The sequence below is a fragment of the Streptomyces sp. NPDC059788 genome, assembly GCF_042732265.1.
GTDB lineage: Bacteria > Actinomycetota > Actinomycetes > Streptomycetales > Streptomycetaceae > Streptomyces.
In genome coordinates this window covers 1-18,727 of sequence record NZ_JBHWHY010000042.1, presented here as the reverse complement: position 1 = coordinate 18,727, position 18,727 = coordinate 1, and the positions used below count along the sequence as shown (strand labels likewise).

General features: G+C 71.7%; 15 protein-coding genes. 9 read left to right on the top strand and 6 right to left on the bottom strand.

The features are described 5' to 3' along the window. Nucleotides 1-123: 123 nt before the first annotated feature. The 4 genes from ACFV57_RS31200 to ACFV57_RS31185 all read right to left on the bottom strand — a co-directional run bounded on the left by ACFV57_RS31200 (nucleotide 124) and on the right by ACFV57_RS31185 (nucleotide 4,238). Entirely contained in the window at nucleotides 124-1,104 is a 981-nt protein-coding gene (locus ACFV57_RS31200; RefSeq protein WP_385239175.1) for a cation diffusion facilitator family transporter, read from the bottom strand. A gap of 247 nt (nucleotides 1,105-1,351) precedes the next feature. Then, nucleotides 1,352-2,236: an acyl-CoA thioesterase gene (locus tag ACFV57_RS31195; protein ID WP_385239073.1), complete on the bottom strand. Its 885-nt coding sequence runs from the start codon at nucleotides 2,234-2,236 to the stop codon at nucleotides 1,352-1,354. Between the two features lie 92 nt (nucleotides 2,237-2,328). Beyond that, complete coding sequence (locus ACFV57_RS31190; protein ID WP_385239071.1) at nucleotides 2,329-3,486, bottom strand: acyl-CoA dehydrogenase family protein; 1,158 nt, start codon at nucleotides 3,484-3,486, stop codon at nucleotides 2,329-2,331. 80 nt (nucleotides 3,487-3,566) lie between these two features. Next, complete coding sequence (locus ACFV57_RS31185) at nucleotides 3,567-4,238, bottom strand: TetR/AcrR family transcriptional regulator (protein ID WP_385239069.1); 672 nt, start codon at nucleotides 4,236-4,238, stop codon at nucleotides 3,567-3,569. Between the two features lie 152 nt (nucleotides 4,239-4,390). Here ACFV57_RS31185 and ACFV57_RS31180 point away from each other — a divergent pair, with 152 nt between their 5' ends. The 4 genes from ACFV57_RS31180 to ACFV57_RS31165 are packed head-to-tail and all read left to right on the top strand — an operon-like array spanning nucleotide 4,391 to nucleotide 10,157. After that, complete coding sequence (locus tag ACFV57_RS31180; RefSeq protein ID WP_385239173.1) at nucleotides 4,391-6,016, top strand: carboxyl transferase domain-containing protein; 1,626 nt, start codon at nucleotides 4,391-4,393, stop codon at nucleotides 6,014-6,016. A gap of 32 nt (nucleotides 6,017-6,048) precedes the next feature. Then, entirely contained in the window at nucleotides 6,049-8,064 is a 2,016-nt protein-coding gene (locus tag ACFV57_RS31175) for a biotin carboxylase N-terminal domain-containing protein (RefSeq protein WP_385239067.1), read from the top strand. Further along, the gene (locus ACFV57_RS31170; RefSeq protein ID WP_385239065.1) at nucleotides 8,061-8,999 is read left to right on the top strand and encodes a hydroxymethylglutaryl-CoA lyase; all 939 of its coding nucleotides are present in this window, start codon (nucleotides 8,061-8,063) and stop codon (nucleotides 8,997-8,999) included. Before ACFV57_RS31175 ends, ACFV57_RS31170 begins: the two co-directional genes overlap by 4 nt. 3 nt (nucleotides 9,000-9,002) lie before the next feature. Beyond that, nucleotides 9,003-10,157, top strand: a complete 1,155-nt coding sequence (locus ACFV57_RS31165) for an acyl-CoA dehydrogenase family protein (protein WP_385239063.1) — start codon at nucleotides 9,003-9,005, stop codon at nucleotides 10,155-10,157. A gap of 116 nt (nucleotides 10,158-10,273) precedes the next feature. Here the strand turns inward: ACFV57_RS31165 and ACFV57_RS31160 are convergent, their stop codons facing one another. Then, on the bottom strand, nucleotides 10,274-11,917 hold the full coding sequence (locus ACFV57_RS31160; protein WP_385239061.1) for a beta-N-acetylhexosaminidase: 1,644 nt from the start codon (nucleotides 11,915-11,917) through the stop codon (nucleotides 10,274-10,276). 173 nt (nucleotides 11,918-12,090) lie between these two features. On the opposite strand from ACFV57_RS31160, the gene ACFV57_RS31155 reads away from it, so the two are divergent. Beyond that, nucleotides 12,091-12,366 carry a hypothetical protein gene (locus ACFV57_RS31155; RefSeq protein ID WP_030018892.1) on the top strand — a complete coding sequence of 92 codons (276 nt, stop codon included), beginning with the start codon at nucleotides 12,091-12,093 and terminating at the stop codon, nucleotides 12,364-12,366. A gap of 72 nt (nucleotides 12,367-12,438) precedes the next feature. After that, nucleotides 12,439-14,268, top strand: a complete 1,830-nt coding sequence (gene glmS, locus ACFV57_RS31150; RefSeq protein WP_385239059.1) for a glutamine--fructose-6-phosphate transaminase (isomerizing) — start codon at nucleotides 12,439-12,441, stop codon at nucleotides 14,266-14,268. A gap of 657 nt (nucleotides 14,269-14,925) precedes the next feature. Here the strand turns inward: glmS and ACFV57_RS31145 are convergent. Beyond that, nucleotides 14,926-15,447 carry a universal stress protein gene (locus tag ACFV57_RS31145; RefSeq protein ID WP_385239057.1) on the bottom strand — a complete coding sequence of 174 codons (522 nt, stop codon included), beginning with the start codon at nucleotides 15,445-15,447 and terminating at the stop codon, nucleotides 14,926-14,928. A 420-nt stretch (nucleotides 15,448-15,867) separates the two neighbouring features. On the opposite strand from ACFV57_RS31145, the gene ACFV57_RS31140 reads away from it, so the two are divergent. From ACFV57_RS31140 to orn, 3 genes are all read left to right on the top strand, one after another. Continuing rightward, entirely contained in the window at nucleotides 15,868-16,140 is a 273-nt protein-coding gene (locus tag ACFV57_RS31140) for a hypothetical protein (RefSeq protein WP_385239055.1), read from the top strand. 348 nt (nucleotides 16,141-16,488) lie between these two features. Further along, nucleotides 16,489-17,991, top strand: a complete 1,503-nt coding sequence (locus ACFV57_RS31135) for a GlxA family transcriptional regulator (RefSeq protein WP_385239053.1) — start codon at nucleotides 16,489-16,491, stop codon at nucleotides 17,989-17,991. 5 nt (nucleotides 17,992-17,996) lie between these two features. Beyond that, the gene (gene orn / locus ACFV57_RS31130; RefSeq protein WP_385239051.1) at nucleotides 17,997-18,605 is read left to right on the top strand and encodes an oligoribonuclease; all 609 of its coding nucleotides are present in this window, start codon (nucleotides 17,997-17,999) and stop codon (nucleotides 18,603-18,605) included. Nucleotides 18,606-18,727 lie beyond the last annotated feature (122 nt).

The following is an 18,727-nucleotide window of genomic DNA, read 5'->3' as shown; positions in this document are numbered from 1 at the left end:
ACTGACCGACCGGCCAACTGACCAGCCGACCGGCCGGCTCCCGACTACCCAGCTAGCCGACTAGCCGACTAGCCGAATGAAAAAAGGTTCGGCCCACCGCCGCCGGTGGGCCGACCGAGCCGGTCAGCCCTCCGCCCCGCCCGCCCCCGGTCGCTTCCGGCAGGCCCCCGGAGTCGGGTCCAGGAACACCCGCCGGATCGCCGGGAAGCGTGCGCGCAGGCGCTGTTCGGCGTCCTCACAGGCCCACTCGATCTCCCCGGCCGTGGCCACGTCCCGGAAGTCGACCTTCGCCGCCACCAGGACCTCCCGCGGGCCCTGGACGAGCGTGACCAGCTCCAGTACGTCCACGACGTTCAAAACCGCGCGCAGTTCTTTCCGTACGGCGTCCCGCATCGGCGCGGGCAGCGGGCGGCCGATCAGGAGGCGCGCGTTGCTGCGGCCGAGGACCCAGGCCACGTATACGAGCAGCAGCCCGATGCAGATGGACGCGGCGCCGTCCCAGACGCCGGAGCCGGTGAGCTGGCCGCCGAGCAGCCCGCCCGCGGCCAGCAGCAGGCCCGCCAGGGCGGCGGAGTCCTCCATGACGACGGCCTTCACGGCGGTGTCCGGGGTGTGTGCCATGTACCGGTGCAGGGAGACGCCGAAACGTGCCGCCTCGCCGCGCGCCTGGCGTACGCCCTTGAGGAGCGAGGCGCCCTCCAGGAGGAAGGCGAGGGCGAGGATGGCGTACGAGAGGAGCGGGTCGCCGGGGTCCTCTCCGTGGGTGAGGGTGTGGATGCCGTCGTGGATCGCGAAGACCGCGCCGCCGACGAAGGTGGCGACGGAGGCGAGCAGCGCCCAGACGTAGCGCTCGCCGCCGTGGCCGAGCGGATGGTCCTCGTCGGCCGGTTTCCCGCTGCGCTTGAGGGCGGTCAGCAGGAGGAGTTCGGTGACGGTGTCGGCGGTGGAGTGGGCCGCCTCGGAGAGCATCGCGCTGGAACCGCTGACGGCGCCGCCGACGGCCTTGGCCGCCGCGATGCCGAGGTTCGCGGCGGCGGCCACGAGGACGGTGCCGGTGCTTTCGTCCGAGGCCGACGGGCCGGACGCATCGGGCGGGCCGCCCAGCCCGGACGGGTCGGACGGGCCGGACGGGTCGGACGGGCCGGACGGATCGAACGAGCCGGACGGATCAGACGGAGACACAGAACTTCTCGAAGCGTCCACGAAGATCCAGTATGCGCACCCGCCCGACCGGAACGCCGGACCAACGCCCCCGCCCCGGACCAACGCCCCCGGCCGGAACAGCTCCTCGGTCCCGCGGCACCGGACCAACGCCCCCGCTTCGGACCAACGCTCCGCCCCAGCCCCCACCTCACCCCCGAGGCACCCGGATAACCCCCTCCTGGATCACCGACACCGCCAGCTGCCCGTCCGCCGTGAAGATGCGGCCCTTGCCCAGCCCGCGCCCGCCCTGGGCCGTCGGTGACTCCTGGTCGTACAGCAGCCAGTCGTCGGCCCGGAACGGCCGGTGGAACCACATGGCGTGGTCCAGGCTCGCGCCGACGACGTCGCCGACGGCCCAGCCGCCGCGCCCGTGTGCGAGCAGTACCGAGTCCAGCAGGGTCATGTCGGAGACGTAGGTGACCAGGCAGATGTGCAGGAGCGGCTGGTCGATGTCACCGTCCAGCTTGCCGTGCGTACGGAACCAGACCTGGGAGCGCGGTTCGCGCGGCTCGCCGACGCTGCCGAACGGCGGCGCGTCCACGTAGCGCAGGTCCACGGCCGCGCGTGCCTCCAGGAGGCGCTGGGTCACGCCCGGTTCGCGGAAGCGGTCGGCGTGGCGGGGCAGCATCTCGGCCGCGGTGGGCAGGGTCAGCGGGTCCGGCGCGTACGGCATCGGCTCCTGGTGTTCCATGCCCTCCTCGTACACCTGGAAGGAGGCGGAGAGGTGGAAGATCGGCTGGCCGTGCTGGACGGCGACGACGCGGCGGGTGGTGAAGGAGCGGCCGTCGCGGATGCGGTCGACGGTGTAGACGATGGGCGCGCCGGGGTCGCCGGGGCGCAGGAAGTACGCGTGCAGGGAGTGTGGCGGGCGGTCCTCGGGGACGGTGCGCCCGGCGGCGACCAGGGCCTGGGCGGCGACCTGGCCGCCGAAGACCCGGGGCACGACGGAGGCGCGGCTGGTGCCGCGGAAGATGTCCTGCTCGATGCGTTCCAGGTCGAGCTGTTCGAGCAGGGAGAGGAGGGCGTCGTTCACGCGCGTGCGGCTTTCGGTCGTGCGGGGCGCGGGCCCCGGGTACGGCAGCCCGCCGGCCCCGCGTGGGGAAGGCGCCTACGGAGCCCGGAGCCTCACAGCCCCATGGACTTGGCGACGATGGAGCGCATGACCTCGCTGGTGCCGCCGTAGATGCGGGTGACGCGGGTGTCGGCGTACAGGCGGGAGATCGGGTACTCCTGCATGTAGCCGTAGCCGCCGTGCAGCTGGAGGCATTTGTCGATGACGACGGCGGCGCGCTCGGTGGTGAAGAGCTTGGCGGAGGCGGCGTCGGCGGCGGTCAGTTCGCCCGCGTCGTGGGCGTCGAGGGCGCGGTCGACGACGGCTTGCATGGCGTCGACCTCGGTCTTGCAGTCCGCGAGGACGAACTTGGTGTTCTGGAAGGAGGCGACGGACTTGCCGAAGACCTCGCGGTCCTGGACGTACGCGGTGGCGAAGCGGACCGCGGCGGCGGCCTGGGCGTAGGCGCCGACGGCGATGCCGAGACGTTCCTGCGGGAGGTTCTGGCCGAGGTAGGAGAACGCCTTGCCCTCCTCGCCGAGGCGGTCCTCGACGGGCACCTTGACGTCGGTGAAGGACAGTTCGGCGGTGTCGGAGCTCTTGAGGCCGAGCTTTTCCAGCTTGCGGCCGACCGCGTAGCCCTCGGTGGCGGTGTCGACGACCAGGAGGGTGATGCCGCCGCGGCGGTCCTCCGGGGTGGGGGCGGCCGTGCGCGCGCAGACGATGACGCGGTCGGCCAGGACGCCGCCGGTGATGAAGGTCTTGGCGCCGTTGAGGACGTAGTGGGTGCCGTCCTCGGAGAGCCTGGCGGTGGTCTTCATCCCGGCCAGGTCGGAGCCGGTGCCGGGCTCGGTCATGGCGATGGCGGTCATCATGTCGCCGGAGACGAAGGGCGGCAGCCAGCGCCGCTTCTGCTCCTCGTTCGCGTATTCGAGGAAGTACGGGAGGCACAGCGCCGTGTGCACGCCGGAGCCGCCGAAGCTGACGCCGGCCCGGGCGCACTCCTCGGTGATGACGGCGTTGAACTTGAAGCTGGTCTCGCCGGCGCCGCCGTACTCCTCGGGGACCTCGATGCCGAAGACGCCCAGTTCACCGAGCTTCTTGTAGAAGTCCCGCGGGGCCTGTCCGGCCTGCATCCACTCGTCGTAGACGGGGACGACCTCGGCGGCGATGAAGTCGCGGATGGTTTCCCGGAACGCCTCGTGATCCTCGTTGAACACCGTACGACGCATCCGCCGCCTCCTCAGGTCCGCCGGCCGGCCCGGGCCGGCCCCTCGACTAAGCGCTTGCTCAGCCGAAAGCTACCCGCCGGTCAGCGAGGCTGTCCAGAGGTGCCCGAGGGGGCGGCGAGCCCCTCGGGCACGCCCGCGCTCCCGCCCGCTTCTCCGTCCGCGCCCACCGCCGCGAACGCCCCGCGCGCCAGCCGGTGCAGCAGCGCCGACATCTCCGTACGGCCCGGGAGCGCGCCGGGGCGGCTGAGGTGCGGGGTCGAGTTGAGCAGGCCGAAGACGGCGTGCACGGAGGCGCGCGCGTCGGCTTCCGTGCACGCCGGGTACACCTCGCGCACCACCTCCACCCACAGCTCCACGTACTCGCGCTGGAGGCGGCGCACCCGCTTGCGGTCGGCCTCGCGCAGCCGGTCCAGCTCGCGGTCGTGGACGGTGATCAGCGGCCGGTCGTCGAGCGCGAAGTCGATATGGCCGTCGATCAGGGCGTCCAGCACCGCGGACGGGCTGTCGCCGCCGGACGCGGCGCGGATGCGGCCGCCGTCCAGGAGCCGTTCGCTGATGCCGACGAGCAGTTCGGCGAGCATCGCGTCCTTGCCCGCGAAATGGCGGTACAGGCCGGGCCCGGAGATGCCGACGGCGGCCCCGATCTCGTCCACGCCGACGCCGTGGAAGCCACGCTCGGCGAAGAGCCGGGCGGCCTCCTTGAGGATCTGCTCGCGTCGGCTGGTGGCTGCCGGGACGTGTGTGCTGCTCATACAACTAATTGTAGACAGGCGGGTTAGTGGTCGTTAACCTGGAAGCGACGAAGTTAACGCCCATTAACCGCCGGGCGATCCCCGGCGTCCGCGGCAGCCGTGAGAAGGGGGCCGTAGCGATGGAGCCGACGGAGGCGGGGGGACGGATGCGGATGGACCCGACGGAGCACGCGCCGGTGCTCGGCAGCACGGCCGACCCGGCCTCGGACACCTGGCGGGCCAACGAGGCCGCCCACCAGGAGCTGGCCGAGGACCTGCGCGCCCGCCTGGCCGCGGCCCGCCTCGGCGGCGGCGAGAAGGCCAGGGCCCGGCACACGGCGCGCGGCAAGCTGCTGCCCCGGGAGCGGGTGGACGCGCTGCTGGACCCCGGCTCGCCGTTCCTGGAGCTGGCGCCGCTGGCGGCCGAGGGGATGTACGGGGGTGCCGCGCCGGCCGCGGGCGTGATCGCGGGCGTCGGGCGGGTCTCCGGCCGCGAGACGGTGATCGTCGCCAACGACGCCACGGTCAAGGGCGGCACGTACTACCCGATGACGGTCAAGAAGCACCTGCGCGCCCAGGAAGTGGCCCTGGAGAACCGCCTGCCGTGCCTGTACCTGGTCGACTCGGGCGGCGCCTTCCTGCCGATGCAGGACGAGGTCTTCCCCGACCGCGAGCACTTCGGGCGGATCTTCTACAACCAGGCCCGGATGTCGGGCGCGGGCATCCCGCAGATCGCGGCGGTCCTCGGCTCGTGCACGGCCGGCGGCGCGTACGTACCGGCGATGAGCGACGAGGCCGTGATCGTGCGCAACCAGGGCACGATCTTCCTGGGCGGCCCGCCGCTGGTGAAGGCCGCGACCGGCGAGGTCGTCACGGCCGAGGAGCTGGGCGGCGGCGAGGTGCACAGCCGTACGTCCGGCGTCACCGACCACCTCGCCGAGGACGACGCCCACGCGCTGCGCATCGTGCGCACCATCGTCTCCACCCTGGGCGACCGCGGCCCGCTGCCCTGGACGGCGCGCCCCGCCGAGGAGCCCAAGGCCGACCCGGCGGGGCTGTACGGGGTGGTGCCCGCCGACTCCCGTACGCCCTATGACGTACGGGAGGTCATCGCGCGCGTCGTGGACGGCTCCCGCTTCGCCGAGTTCAAGTCCGAGTACGGCACGACGCTGGTGACGGGCTTCGCGCACATCCACGGCCACCCGGTCGGCATCGTCGCCAACAACGGCATCCTGTTCTCCGAGTCCGCCCAGAAGGGCGCGCACTTCATCGAGCTGTGCGACCAGCGCGGCATCCCGCTGGTCTTCCTCCAGAACATCTCCGGCTTCATGGTCGGCCGCGACTACGAGGCCGGCGGCATCGCCAAGCACGGCGCGAAGATGGTCACGGCGGTCGCGTGCACGCGGGTCCCCAAGCTGACCGTCGTCATCGGCGGCTCGTACGGCGCGGGCAACTACTCGATGTGCGGCCGGGCCTACTCGCCCCGCTTCCTGTGGATGTGGCCGAACGCGAAGATCTCGGTGATGGGCGGCGAGCAGGCCGCCTCCGTCCTCGCGACGGTCAAGCGCGACCAGCTGGAGGCCCGCGGCGAGCAGTGGAGCGCCGAGGAGGAGGCCGCGTTCAAGGCCCCGGTCCGCGAGCAGTACGAGACCCAGGGCAGCGCGTACTACGCGACCGCGCGCCTGTGGGACGACGGGGTCATCGACCCGCTGGACACCCGCCGTGTGCTGGGTCTGGCACTGACGGCCTGCGGCAACGCGCCGCTGGGCGAGCCGGGCTACGGCGTCTTCCGGATGTGAGGGGAGTGCGGGGAGTGAAGGAACAGATGAGCATGTTCGACACGGTCCTGGTCGCCAACCGGGGCGAGATCGCGGTCCGCGTCATCCGGACGCTGCGCGCCCTCGGCATCCGCTCGGTCGCCGTCTTCAGCGACGCGGACGCCGACGCCCGCCATGTCCGCGAGGCCGACACGGCGGTCCGCATCGGCCCGCCGCCGTCCACCGAGAGCTATCTGCACGCGGGCCGCCTGATCGAGGCCGCGCACCGCAGCGGCGCCGAGGCCGTGCACCCCGGCTACGGCTTCCTCGCCGAGAACACCGCGTTCGCGGCGGCCTGCGCCGACGCCGGGCTGGTCTTCATCGGGCCGTCCGCCGAGGCCATCGAGCTGATGGGCGACAAGATCCGCGCGAAGGAGACGGTGCGGGCGGCCGGTGTGCCGGTCGTGCCCGGCTCCTCCGGCAGCGGCCTGACCGACTCCCAACTTGCCGACGCCTCCCGTGAGATCGGGATGCCGGTGCTGCTGAAGCCGTCCGCGGGCGGCGGCGGCAAGGGCATGCGCCTGGTGCGCGACGAGGCGCTGCTCGCCGACGAGATCGCCGCCGCCCGGCGCGAGGCGCGCGGCTCCTTCGGCGACGACACGCTGCTCGTGGAGCGCTGGGTGGACCGCCCCCGGCACATCGAGATCCAGGTGCTCGCGGACGGCCACGGCAACGTCGTCCACCTCGGCGAGCGCGAGTGCTCGCTCCAGCGCCGCCACCAGAAGGTGATCGAGGAGGCGCCGTCCGTCCTGCTGGACGAGGCGACGCGGGCCGCGATGGGCGAGGCCGCCGTCCAGGCAGCGCGCTCGTGCGGCTATCGGGGCGCGGGCACGGTCGAGTTCATCGTGCCGGGCGACGACCCGTCCGCGTACTACTTCATGGAGATGAACACCCGTCTCCAGGTCGAGCACCCGGTCACCGAGTTCGTCACCGGCCTCGACCTGGTCGAGTGGCAGCTGCGCATCGCCGCCGGGGAGCCGCTGGCGTTCGGGCAGGACGGCGTCCGCCTGACGGGACACGCCGTCGAGGCCCGGATCTGCGCCGAGACGGTGTCGGTGAAGGAGGGCGCGCGGGGCTTCCTGCCCTCCGGCGGTACGGTCCTGGCGCTCGCCGAGCCGCAGGGCGACGGGGTGCGCACGGACTCCGGCCTGGCCGAGGGCACGGAGGTCGGCAGCCTGTACGACCCGATGCTCTCGAAGGTCGTCGCGTACGGCCCGGACCGTGCGACCGCGCTGCGCAAACTGCGCGCCGCGCTCGCCGAAACGGTTGTGCTCGGGGTGCCCACCAACACCGGCTTCCTGCGCCGCCTGCTGGCCCACCCGGCCGTCGTGGCGGGCGAGCTGGACACCGGGCTGGTCGAGCGCGAGATGGACGCGCTGGTGCCGCGGGAGGTGCCCGCCGAGGTGTACGCGGCCGCCGCTGCCGTACGGAACGCGGCCCTGGAGCCGGTGCCGGACGGCGGCTGGGTGGACCCGTTCTCCGTACCGGACGGCTGGCGGATCGGCGGCCGTCCGGCGCCCGTCGCCCACCAGGTCAAGGTCCCCGGCCACGACCCGGTGGCCGCCACGGGCACCGGCCACGTCACCGCCGACCGGGTCCGCGTCACCGTCGACGGCATCGTGCACACCTTCCACCGGGTCGGCGACTGGCTCGGCCGGGACGGCGACACCTGGCACGTGACGGACCACGACCCGGTCGCCGAGACGCTGCGCGGCGCCGCCGGGGCCCACGGGATGGACGCGCTGACCGCGCCGATGCCCGGCACGGTCACCGTCGTGAAGGTGGCCGTCGGCGACGAAGTGGCCGCAGGGCAGGGGCTGCTGGTCGTCGAGGCGATGAAAATGGAGCACGTCATCTCCGCGCCGCACGCCGGCACGGTCAGCGAGCTGGGCGTCTCCCCCGGCAGCACCGTCGCCATGGACCAGGTGCTCGCCGTCGTCGACCCGCACGCGTCCGCCGATGCGGAAGCGTCCGGCCCGCGGACGCCGGACGCGCAGGCGGCCGCCCCGACCGAGGAGGCAACGGCATGACCGCTTCCGGACTCCCCATGCCCGTCCCGGCGCCCGCCCTGCCGGCCCGGGTCCGCATCCACGAGGTCGGCGCCCGCGACGGCCTGCAGAACGAGTCGGCCGTCGTGCCCACCGAGGTCAAGGCCGAGTTCATCCGCCGCCTCGCGGAAGCCGGGCTGACCACGGTGGAGGCGACCAGCTTCGTGCACCCCAAGTGGGTGCCGCAGCTCGCCGACGCCGAACAGCTCTACCCGATGCTGGCGGACCTCGACGCGCACCTGCCCGTCCTCGTCCCCAACGACCGCGGCCTGGACCGCGCGCTCGCCCTCGGCGCCCGCCGCATCGCCGTCTTCGGCAGCGCCACGGAGTCGTTCGCCAAGGCCAACCTGAACCGTACGGTCGAGGAATCGCTGGCCATGTTCACTCCGGTGGTCGCCCGCGCGAAGGAGGAGAAGACGCACGTCCGCGGCTACCTCTCCATGTGCTTCGGCGACCCCTGGGAGGGCCCGGTGCCGATCGCGCAGGTCGTGCGGGTCTGCCGTGCCCTGCTCGACATGGGCTGCGACGAGCTGAGCCTCGGCGACACCATCGGCGTCGCCACCCCCGGCCACGTACAGGCACTGCTCGCCGCGCTGAACGAGGCGGGCGTGCCCACCGACCGCCTCGGCGTGCACTTCCACGACACCTACGGCCAGGCGCTGGCCAACACCCTCGCCGCGCTCCAGCACGGCGTCACCACCGTCGACGCGTCGGCGGGCGGCCTCGGCGGCTGCCCGTACGCCAAGAGCGCCACCGGCAACCTCGCCACCGAAGACCTGGTGTGGATGCTGCACGGCCTCGGCATCGAGACCGGGGTCGATCTGGGCCGGCTCACCGCCACCAGCGGGTGGATGGCCGAACAACTGGGCCGTCCGAGCCCGTCCCGCACCGTCCGTGCCCTCTCCCACAAGGAGTGAACGATGTCCCTGGACCACCGCCTGTCCCCTGAACTCGAAGAACTGCGGCGCACGGTCGAGGCGTTCGCCCACGACGTCGTCGCCCCCAAGATCGGCGAGTTCTACGAGCACCACGAGTTCCCGTACGAGATCGTGCGGGAGATGGGCCGGATGGGCCTGTTCGGCCTGCCCTTCCCCGAGGAGTACGGCGGCATGGGCGGCGACTACCTCGCCCTCGGCGTCGCCCTGGAGGAGCTGGCCCGGGTCGACTCGTCGGTGGCGATCACCCTGGAGGCGGGCGTCTCGCTGGGCGCCATGCCCCTCTTCCACTTCGGCACCGAGGAGCAGAAGCGCGAGTGGCTGCCCCGGATGTGCGCGGGCGAGGTGCTCGGCGCGTTCGGCCTGACCGAGCCGGACGGCGGCTCCGACGCGGGCGCCACCCGCACCACGGCGGTCCGCGACGGCGACTCGTGGGTGATCAACGGCAGCAAGTGCTTCATCACCAACTCCGGTACGGACATCACCGGCCTGGTCACGGTCACCGCCGTCACCGGCCGCAAGGACGACGGCAGCCCGTTGATCTCCTCGATCATCGTGCCCTCCGGCACCCCGGGCTTCACCGTCGGCGCCCCGTACTCGAAGGTCGGCTGGAATGCCTCGGACACCCGTGAGCTGTCCTTCTCCGACGTACGGGTCCCGGTCGGCAACCTGCTCGGTACCGAGGGCCGCGGCTACGCCCAGTTCCTGCGCATCCTCGACGAGGGCCGGATCGCGATAGCGGCGCTGGCCACCGGCCTCGCGCAGGGCTGTGTGGACGAGTCCGTGCGCTACGCCAAGGAGCGGCACGCCTTCGGCCGGCCGATCGGCCACAACCAGGCGATCCAGTTCAAGCTGGCCGACATGGAGATGCGCGCCCACACCTCCCGGCTGGCCTGGCGCGACGCCGCCTCCCGGCTGGTGCACGGCGAGCGCTTCAAGAAGGAGGCGGCGCTCGCCAAGCTGTACTCCTCCGAGATCGCGGTGGACAACGCCCGCGAGGCCACCCAGATCCACGGCGGCTACGGCTTCATGAACGAGTACCCGGTCGCCCGTATGTGGCGCGACTCCAAGATCCTGGAGATCGGCGAGGGGACGAGCGAGGTGCAGCGGCTGCTGATCGCCCGGGAGCTGGGCGTGTAGGACGGCCGCGTACGGCGGCTCGTACGGCTCGCCCGTACGGCTGCCCGGTACGGCACAGGGCGGGACCGGTGCTCCGGTCCCGCCCCGCTGTCGTTGCCGTCGTTCTCGCCGTCAGCTCACTTGCGCCACGGGACCTGCGGGGACTTGTAGTAGTCGAAGCCCATGGCCTCCCAGCGGGGCGCCAGGGACGCCAGCCGGTGCTTGTAGGTGTTCCAGTCGTGCGTGGACGCCGGGGACCAGCCCAGCTCGGCGATGCCGGGCATCCGCGGGAACGTCATGTAGTCGAGGTGCTGATCGGTGGAGAGGGTCTCCGTCCAGATCGGGGCCTCGACGCCGAGGATCGACTTCTGCGGCGCGCCCTTGAGGTACGTCGCGGGGTTCCAGTCGTAGGACCGCTGCACCTCGACGTACCCGGCCCAGGCCTTACCCAGCTTGGTGTCCTTGGTGTACTTCATGTCGAGGTAGGACCGGTCGGCCGGCGACAGGATGAGCCCGGTGCCCTTCTTGGCCGCCGCCACGACCTGCGCCCGCTCCTTCGCGGTGGTCTTGTCGTAGCCCCAGTACTGCACCACGGCGCCCTTGGCCGGGGTCACGGCGGTCAGCTGGTGCCACCCTATGACCTTCTTCTTGTGCTTGGTCACCAGCGGCTGGACCTTGTTCATGAAGGTCATGTAGTCGGCGTGGCTGGTGGAGTAGGCCTCGTCGCCGCCGATGTGCAGGTACGGCCCCGGGGTGAGCGCCGCGACCTCGCGGAAGACGTCGTCCAGGAACTCGTACGTCAGCTTCTTCGGCACGCACAGCGAGCTGAAGCCGACCTCGACACCGGTGTAGATCGGAGGCGCAACGTTGTTGCAGTTGAGCTTCGCGTACGAGGCGAGCGCGGCCTGGGTGTGCCCCGGGGTGTCGATCTCGGGGATGACCTCCATGTAGCGGCTGGCCGCGTACCGCAGGATCTCGCGGTACTGGGCCTTGGTGTAGTAGCCGCCGGGGCCGCCGCCGACCTGGGTGCTGCCGCCGAAGGTGGTGAGCCGCGGCCAGGAGTTGATCTGCAGCCGCCAGCCCTGGTCGTCGGTGAGGTGCAGATGCAGCTTGTTGTACTTGTACAGCGCAAGCTGATCGATGTAACGCTTCAGCTGTTCGACGGTGAAGAAGTGCCGGCCGAGATCGATCATCCCGCCGCGGTAGCCGTAGCGCGGGGTGTCGGTGATGGTGCCGCCGGAGACCTTCCAGGGGCTGTGCTGCCTGCTGCGCTTCTCGACGGACGGCGGCAGCAGTTGCCGCAGCGTCTGCACGCCGTGGAAGAGGCCGGCGGGCCGGTCCGCGGTGATCGTCACCGCGTGCCGGGTGGAGGTGAGGCGGTAGCCCTCGGCGCCCAGCTTCTTGCTGTCCTTGCCGCCCAGGCGCAGCACGATGCCGTCCCGGCCGTCCTTGCCGGTGACCGGCAAGGGGTAGCCGGTGGACGGGCGCAGCACCTCCGCCAGATAGCCGGCCACCCGCCTGACCTCGCCCGACGCGCCGGGCACCCGGATCTGCGTCCGGTCACCGATCGTGTACGGGTCCTTGCCGGGCCGGACGGCGGCGGGCGCCGGGATGACCTGGTCGAGGGCTATCGGCTTGGCGTGGCGGGCGGCCGGGCCGCCGCGGTCGGCCGCGGCGGACTGGGCCCCGGCCGTCGACAGGCCGGCCGTCGCGACCAACAGCAGCGAGCAGAACAGTCTGCTTCGTCTCACGAGATTCCCTTCGGTGGGCTCGTCGTGCATGACCGTGCGTGGACGTCATACGTGGCATGGAGCAACCGAACGTCAACATTGAGTACCGCTCACCCCCCTGGTGGTCAAGGTGCAGACCACGTCTGGCGTCATCCGGCGTGTCGCTTGCCCGATATCGGGCAGATTTCTTGCATAAGCCGGAGCGACCCTTCAGTATTCATCGGGTGCTCGATCGCCGTTCGCCCCATGAGGACCTCGTCGACCACCTGGTGCGCAGCACACCGCTACAGCGCGGTGAGGCCGCCCGGGTGGTGCTCGACGTTCTCGCGTACTTCGACGAGACGACCGAGGACTACGTCCGCAGACGCCACCGGGAGCTGCAGTCGCAGGGACTGCGCAACGAGGCGATCTTCGAACGCATCGGCCAGGAGCTGCCGCACCGCGCGGTCCGCCCGCCCGAGCTCTCGGCGCGCCAGCTGCGCCGCCTCGTCTACGGCTGAACCGGCCGAGCACCCCGGCGCGCGCCGCATCGTGCGCCACCTGTCCAACTGCCTGACCGGGAGGGTCACTTCATGTGCGGGATCGTCGGCTACATCGGTAAGCGGGACGTGGCTCCGCTGCTCCTCGAAGGACTGCAGCGCCTGGAGTACCGCGGCTACGACTCCGCCGGTATCGCCATCCACGCGAAGAGCGCCGGCAAGGCGGCCGGCGGCCTGAAGACCGCCAAGGCCAAGGGCCGCGTCCGCGAGCTGGAGTCCCGGCTGCCCAAGCGCTTCGCGGGCACCGCCGGCATCGCGCACACCCGCTGGGCCACCCACGGCGCCCCCACCGACGAGAACGCCCACCCGCACGTGGACACCGAGGGCAAGGTCGCCGTCGTCCACAACGGCATCATCGACAACGCCGACGAGCTGCGCGCCAAGCTCACCGCCGACGGCGTGGAGTTCGTCTCCGAGACCGACACCGAGGTGCTGGCCCATCTGATCGGCCGCTCCCAGGCGCCGACCCTGGAGGAGCAGGTCCGCGAGGCCCTGCGGGTCATTGAGGGCACGTACGGCATCGCCGTGCTGCACGCCGACTTCCCCGAGCGCATCGTCGTCGCCCGCAACGGCTCGCCGGTCGTCCTGGGCATCGGCGAGAAGGAGATGTTCGTCTCCTCCGACGTCGCCGCGCTGGTCTCGCACACCCGCCAGGTCGTCACCCTCGACGACGGCGAGATGGCCACCATCAAGGCCGACGACTACCGCACCTACACCACCGAGGGCTCGCACACCTCCGCCCAGCCGACCACCGTGGAGTGGGAGGCCGAGTCGTACGACATGGGCGGCCACGACACGTACATGCACAAGGAGATCAGCGAGCAGGCCGACGCCGTCGACCGCGTGCTGCGCGGGCGGATCGACGACCGCTTCTCCACCGTGCACCTGGGCGGCCTGAACCTGGACCCCCGCGAGGCGCGCGCCATCCGCCGGGTCAAGATCCTGGGCTGCGGCACCTCGTACCACGCGGGCCAGATCGGCGCGCAGATGATCGAGGAGCTGGCCCGCATCCCCTCGGACGCCGAGCCGGCCTCCGAGTTCCGCTACCGCAACCCGGTCGTGGACCCCGACACCCTCTACATCGCGGTCTCCCAGTCCGGTGAGACCTACGACGTGCTGGCGGCCGTGCAGGAGCTCAAGCGCAAGGGCGCGCGCGTCCTGGGCGTGGTGAACGTGGTCGGCTCGGCGATCGCCCGGGAGACCCACGGCGGCGTGTACGTGCACGCGGGCCCCGAGGTCTGCGTGGTCTCCACCAAGTGCTTCACCAACACCGTGGTCGCCTTCGGGCTGCTCGCCCTGCACCTCGGGCGCATCCGCGACCTGTCCGTCGCCGACGGCAAGCGGATCATCGAGGGCCTGCGCAGGCTGCCCGGCCAGATCCAGGAGATCCTGGAGCTGGAGGACGAGGTCAAGCAGCTGGCGGCGGAGTACGCGGACGCCAGGTCGATGATGTTCATCGGCCGGGTGCGCGGCTACCCCGTCGCCCGCGAGGCCTCCCTCAAGCTCAAGGAGATCTCCTACATCCACGCCGAGGCGTACCCGGCGTCCGAGCTCAAGCACGGCCCGCTGGCGCTGATCGAGCCGGCCATGCCGACCGTGGCGATCGTCCCGGACGACGACCTGCTGGAGAAGAACCGCGCCGCGATGGAGGAGATCAAGGCCCGCAGCGGCCGCATCCTGGCCGTCGCGCACCAGAAGCAGGACAAGGCCGACCACACCATCGTCGTGCCGAAGAACGAGAACGAGCTGGACCCGATCCTGATGGGCATCCCGCTCCAGCTGCTGGCCTACCACGTGGCGCTGGCCATGGGCCGGGACATCGACAAGCCGCGCAACCTGGCTAAGTCGGTCACGGTCGAGTAGCAGTCCGGTCCTGCGGGACCACGGAAAACGCATCAGGGGACGGGCGGCCTACGGGGGGCCGCCCGTCCCTTTCGCGCGTCAGCCCGTACGTCCGCCGGCACGTCGGTACGCCGGCCCGGACGTCGGCTCGTACGTCCGCGAAGGGGCGGGAGGCGGGTGCCCCGCGCGTGCCACCATACGCGCGGGGCCCCGCCTCCCCTGTTGCCGGCGTCGCCCTTACGCCGGCGGTGGCCACCTCCCCGGGAACCGTCACCTCCCGGGCGGCAGCACGCTGTTGACGGGCGGCGGCCGGGCGGCGGCCCTTCGTCCGCCGGACGCCCGCGCACCCCGGGAGCGGAGGCCGGGGGCGTCCTGACCGCCCCCGCCGTTCACGCTCTGTTCGCGCCCTCTTGATCGGATTTCTACCCGCCACGACCCCCCAATCCACCTCTACGGGCCAGTAGATATGCCGACTGCGCATATTCGTACGGCTGGTGACGCTCTTTCACCTCGCGCACCACAGGGTCACGCAGTGTCAGGAAAGCGGAGGGGCGTACGTGGGATGGCCGTGCGCGACAGGGCGGCCGGAGGCCCGGGGCGACGCCGGGGCGGGCGGCCGGGGCCGTCGGCCGAGCGGGGCAGGCGGGCGGGCATACGGTCAGACCGTCGGCCGTACGGTCAGGGGATGACGACCACGGGCCGCTGCGCCCGACGGGCCAGCCGCCCCGCGACCGAGCCGAAGATCCGGCCCACGATGCCGTGCGTCGAGCCGACGACGATCGCGTCGGCCTCGTACTCCTGCCCGACCTCTTCGAGCTCGTGGCAGATGTCGCCGCCGCGCTCCACGAGAATCCACGGGATCTCCGCGAGATGATCGGCGCAGGCCAGCTCCAGCCCCAGCACTTCCGTACGGTGATCCGGCACGTCCACGAAGACCGGGGGTTCGCAGCCCGCCCAGACCGTCGTGGGCAGCCGGTTGGCCACATGGACGATGATCAGGCCCGAGCCGGAGCGCCGCGCCATACCGATTGCATACGCCAACGCCCGCTCGCTGGACATCGAGCCGTCGAAGCCGACCACGACACCGTGCCGGAAGGCCGGGTCGCAGGAGTGGCGTGTCTGATCCGCCGCTTGGAGGTCCGCCGTCGGATCGGCGACCTGCTTGCGGTCCGCGGGTTCGGGGATTTCGTGACCGGCCATGGTGTCTCGGCGAAGGAAGTCCTTGCGGAGGGGCGGACGGGGAGCGGCGATTGACTTGATCCGACAGTTGACTGGGCTGGCTTGATCGGCAGGTCAACCTCTTAGTTCAAAGAGGAACAACACGACCGGGAATCATCTTCCCAATGCCTTACCCCAAGAGTACGGCGCCACTCCCCCGCTGCCCAGAGCCCCGCGCGGACGACGGGCCCCTGGGACGGGGGCGAACCCCCGCGGCCACCGGGGACGGGGTACCGCTCGAACATTCCCGGAGCATGCCGGAGCGTGGGCCGGATGGCAATGCCCCGGCCTGCCCCCGTACGTACCCCTCGCGGTGACTCATGGACCCCACAGCCGTTGTAGTACCTGCCTGCCTGGAGGGAGTACGCCGTGCGCGGTCCGTCGAACACATCAGCCGATCCGGTGAGCGATCTCGTCCGCTGGGCGGCGTTCAGCTGCGCCCTGGTGCCCCTCGTCCTCGTCCTGTGCGGCGCCTCCGCCGCCGGGGCGGCCGGTACCGCCGTGGGGCTGGCGACGGTTACCTGCGCGTGCCGGGCGCTGCTGCGCCAGTCCGAACGCACCGCCGCCCGGCCGTCCCCCGACGAGATCGCCCCGCACCGCGGCCGGCACAGCCGCACCGGCACCGGGGCCCACCGCGGAGGGCGCCGCTCCGAGGGGCGTACGCCGGAGGAATGACGCGCTCGCAAGCCTGCCCAGGGTCGTTTTCGGCCAACTTCGCTCCCAAGTGCATCCCTTGGCAAAAGCGACCCACAACCTGGGCCTGAGCTGGGCGGAAAGGACCGCCGGGCATGGTTGTGCCCTACGGCTCGCGGGCAGAGGCGAGAGGCGTACTTCCCAGCAGGCCCGACGAGTGGAACGCTTCGTGATCGAATGCTTCGCGCCAAGTTGCCATATCGACATACGAGCGGGTGGTGAACTTGGCACTCCATCCTCACGGGACGCAGTAGATTCGATCTTGGCAATCACGGCGGGGGAACAGTGCAGGACCGAGAGGGCGAGACGACCGAGGGGGGCTTAAGTGCCATGAGCCAGGACTCCGCTGCCGTACCAGATGCCGCACGCAAGCTCGCCGCCCGACGACGCCGCGAAATAGTCGCGGTGCTCCTCTTCAGTGGCGGCCCGATTTTCGAGAGCTCCATTCCGCTCTCGGTCTTCGGCATCGACCGCCAGGACGCGGGTGTTCCGCGGTACCGACTACTTGTGTGCGCGGGCGAAGATGCGCCTTTGCGCACCACCGGGGGGCTGGAACTGTCGGCCCCCTACGGGCTGGAGGCGATCGCCCGCGCGGGCACGGTCGTCGTGCCGGCCTGGCGGTCCATCACACAGGCACCACCCCCGGCCGCGCTGGACGCGCTGCGCCGGGCGCACGAAGAGGGGGCCCGCATCGTCGGGCTCTGCACGGGGGCCTTCGTGCTCGCCGCCGCAGGGCTCCTCGACGGCCGCCCCGCGACCACCCACTGGATGTACGCGCCAACGCTCGCCAAGCGTTATCCGTCCGTCCATGTCGATCCCCGCGAGCTCTTCGTCGACGACGGCGACGTGCTGACCTCCGCGGGGACCGCCGCCGGCATCGACCTGTGCCTGCACATCGTCCGTACCGACCACGGGGCGGACGCGGCCAACGCGCTCGCCCGGCGGCTGGTGGTCCCGCCCCGGCGCACCGCGTCGGACCTGGGGCACCAGAGGTACCTGGACAGGTCATTACCGGAGGAGATCGGCGCGGACCCGCTCGCCGAGGTCGTGGCCTGGGCGCTGGAGCACCTCCACGAGCAGTTCGACGTGGAGACGCTGGCGGCCCGCGCCTACATGAGCCGCCGTACCTTCGACCGCCGTTTCCGGTCCCTGACCGGGAGCGCTCCCCTGCAGTGGCTGATCACCCAGCGCGTTCTACAGGCGCAGCGGCTGCTGGAGACCTCCGACTACTCCGTGGACGAGGTCGCCGGACGCTGCGGCTTCCGGTCGCCGGTCGCACTGCGCGGCCACTTCCGGAGGCAGTTGGGCGCCTCACCCGCGGCCTACCGCGCGGCGTACCGCGCGCGCCGGCCGCAGAACGGGGTGCCCGAGCAGGCCTCCCGGCTGGACCGGCCGGAGCGCGGCGAGCGCCCCGGTGCCGGTGCGGACCGGTTCGCCGCAGCCGCGGCGGGCCATCTGCCCGGGGGCCACGGCCAGCTGCACCACGGGCAGACGTCGCACAGCCAGGCGACGCACGCCCAAGGGGGGCTCGGTCCGGGCGGCCACACGCAGGGCCACCCGCAAAGCGGCCACGGTCCGGGCGGGCACCCGCAGGGACCGCACGGTGGTCCGGGCGGGCACGGCGGTCCGGGCGGGCACGGGTCGGGCGGTCAGCCGGGGCACAGTACGGCGGGCCACTCCCAGCCGGTGCACAGCCAGGCAACGGCTCTCGCGCCCACAGAACCGGGCAAACCGGAATCCGACGCCTACGCGCCGCGACTCCCGGAACAGCCCGCCGGCCGGCCGGGCGGCCGCCCGGTGCTGCCCAGCCAGCGGGAGCGCCCCGTAGGGTGAGACGTATGAACGATCGCATGGTGTGGATCGACTGCGAGATGACCGGGCTCTCGCTGGCGAACGACGCGCTCATCGAGGTGGCCGCCCTGGTCACCGACTCGGAGCTGAATGTCCTGGGCGACGGGGTGGACATCGTGATCCGCCCCCCGGCCGAGGCCCTGACCACCATGCCCGAGGTCGTGCGCCAGATGCACACCTCCTCCGGGCTGCTGGCCGAGCTGGACAGCGGCACCACCCTGGAGGACGCACAGGAACAGGTACTCCAGTACATCAAGCAGCACGTACCGGAACCCGGCCGGGCACCGCTGTGCGGCAACTCCGTCGGCACCGACCGGGGCTTCCTGCTCCGCGACATGCCGAAGCTGGAGAGCCACCTGCACTACCGGATCGTGGACGTGTCGTCCGTGAAGGAGCTGGCCCGGCGCTGGTATCCGAGGGCGTACTTCAACAGTCCGGAGAAGAACGGGAACCACCGGGCGCTGGCGGACATCCGTGAATCCATCGCGGAGCTCCGCTACTACCGGGAGGCGGTCTTCGTGCCGCAGCCCGGCCCGGACTCGGACACCGCGAAGGAGATCGCGGCCAGGCACGTCCTGCCCGCGGACACGGAGTGACGCAGCTCGCTCCCGGCCGGACCCAACGCCGGGAGCGAGCACCCCTCCAGACCCTGTACACTTTTTCTCAGCCGGTGGGGAACAAGACACCACACAGCACCGGTCATGGTGGGTATAGCTCA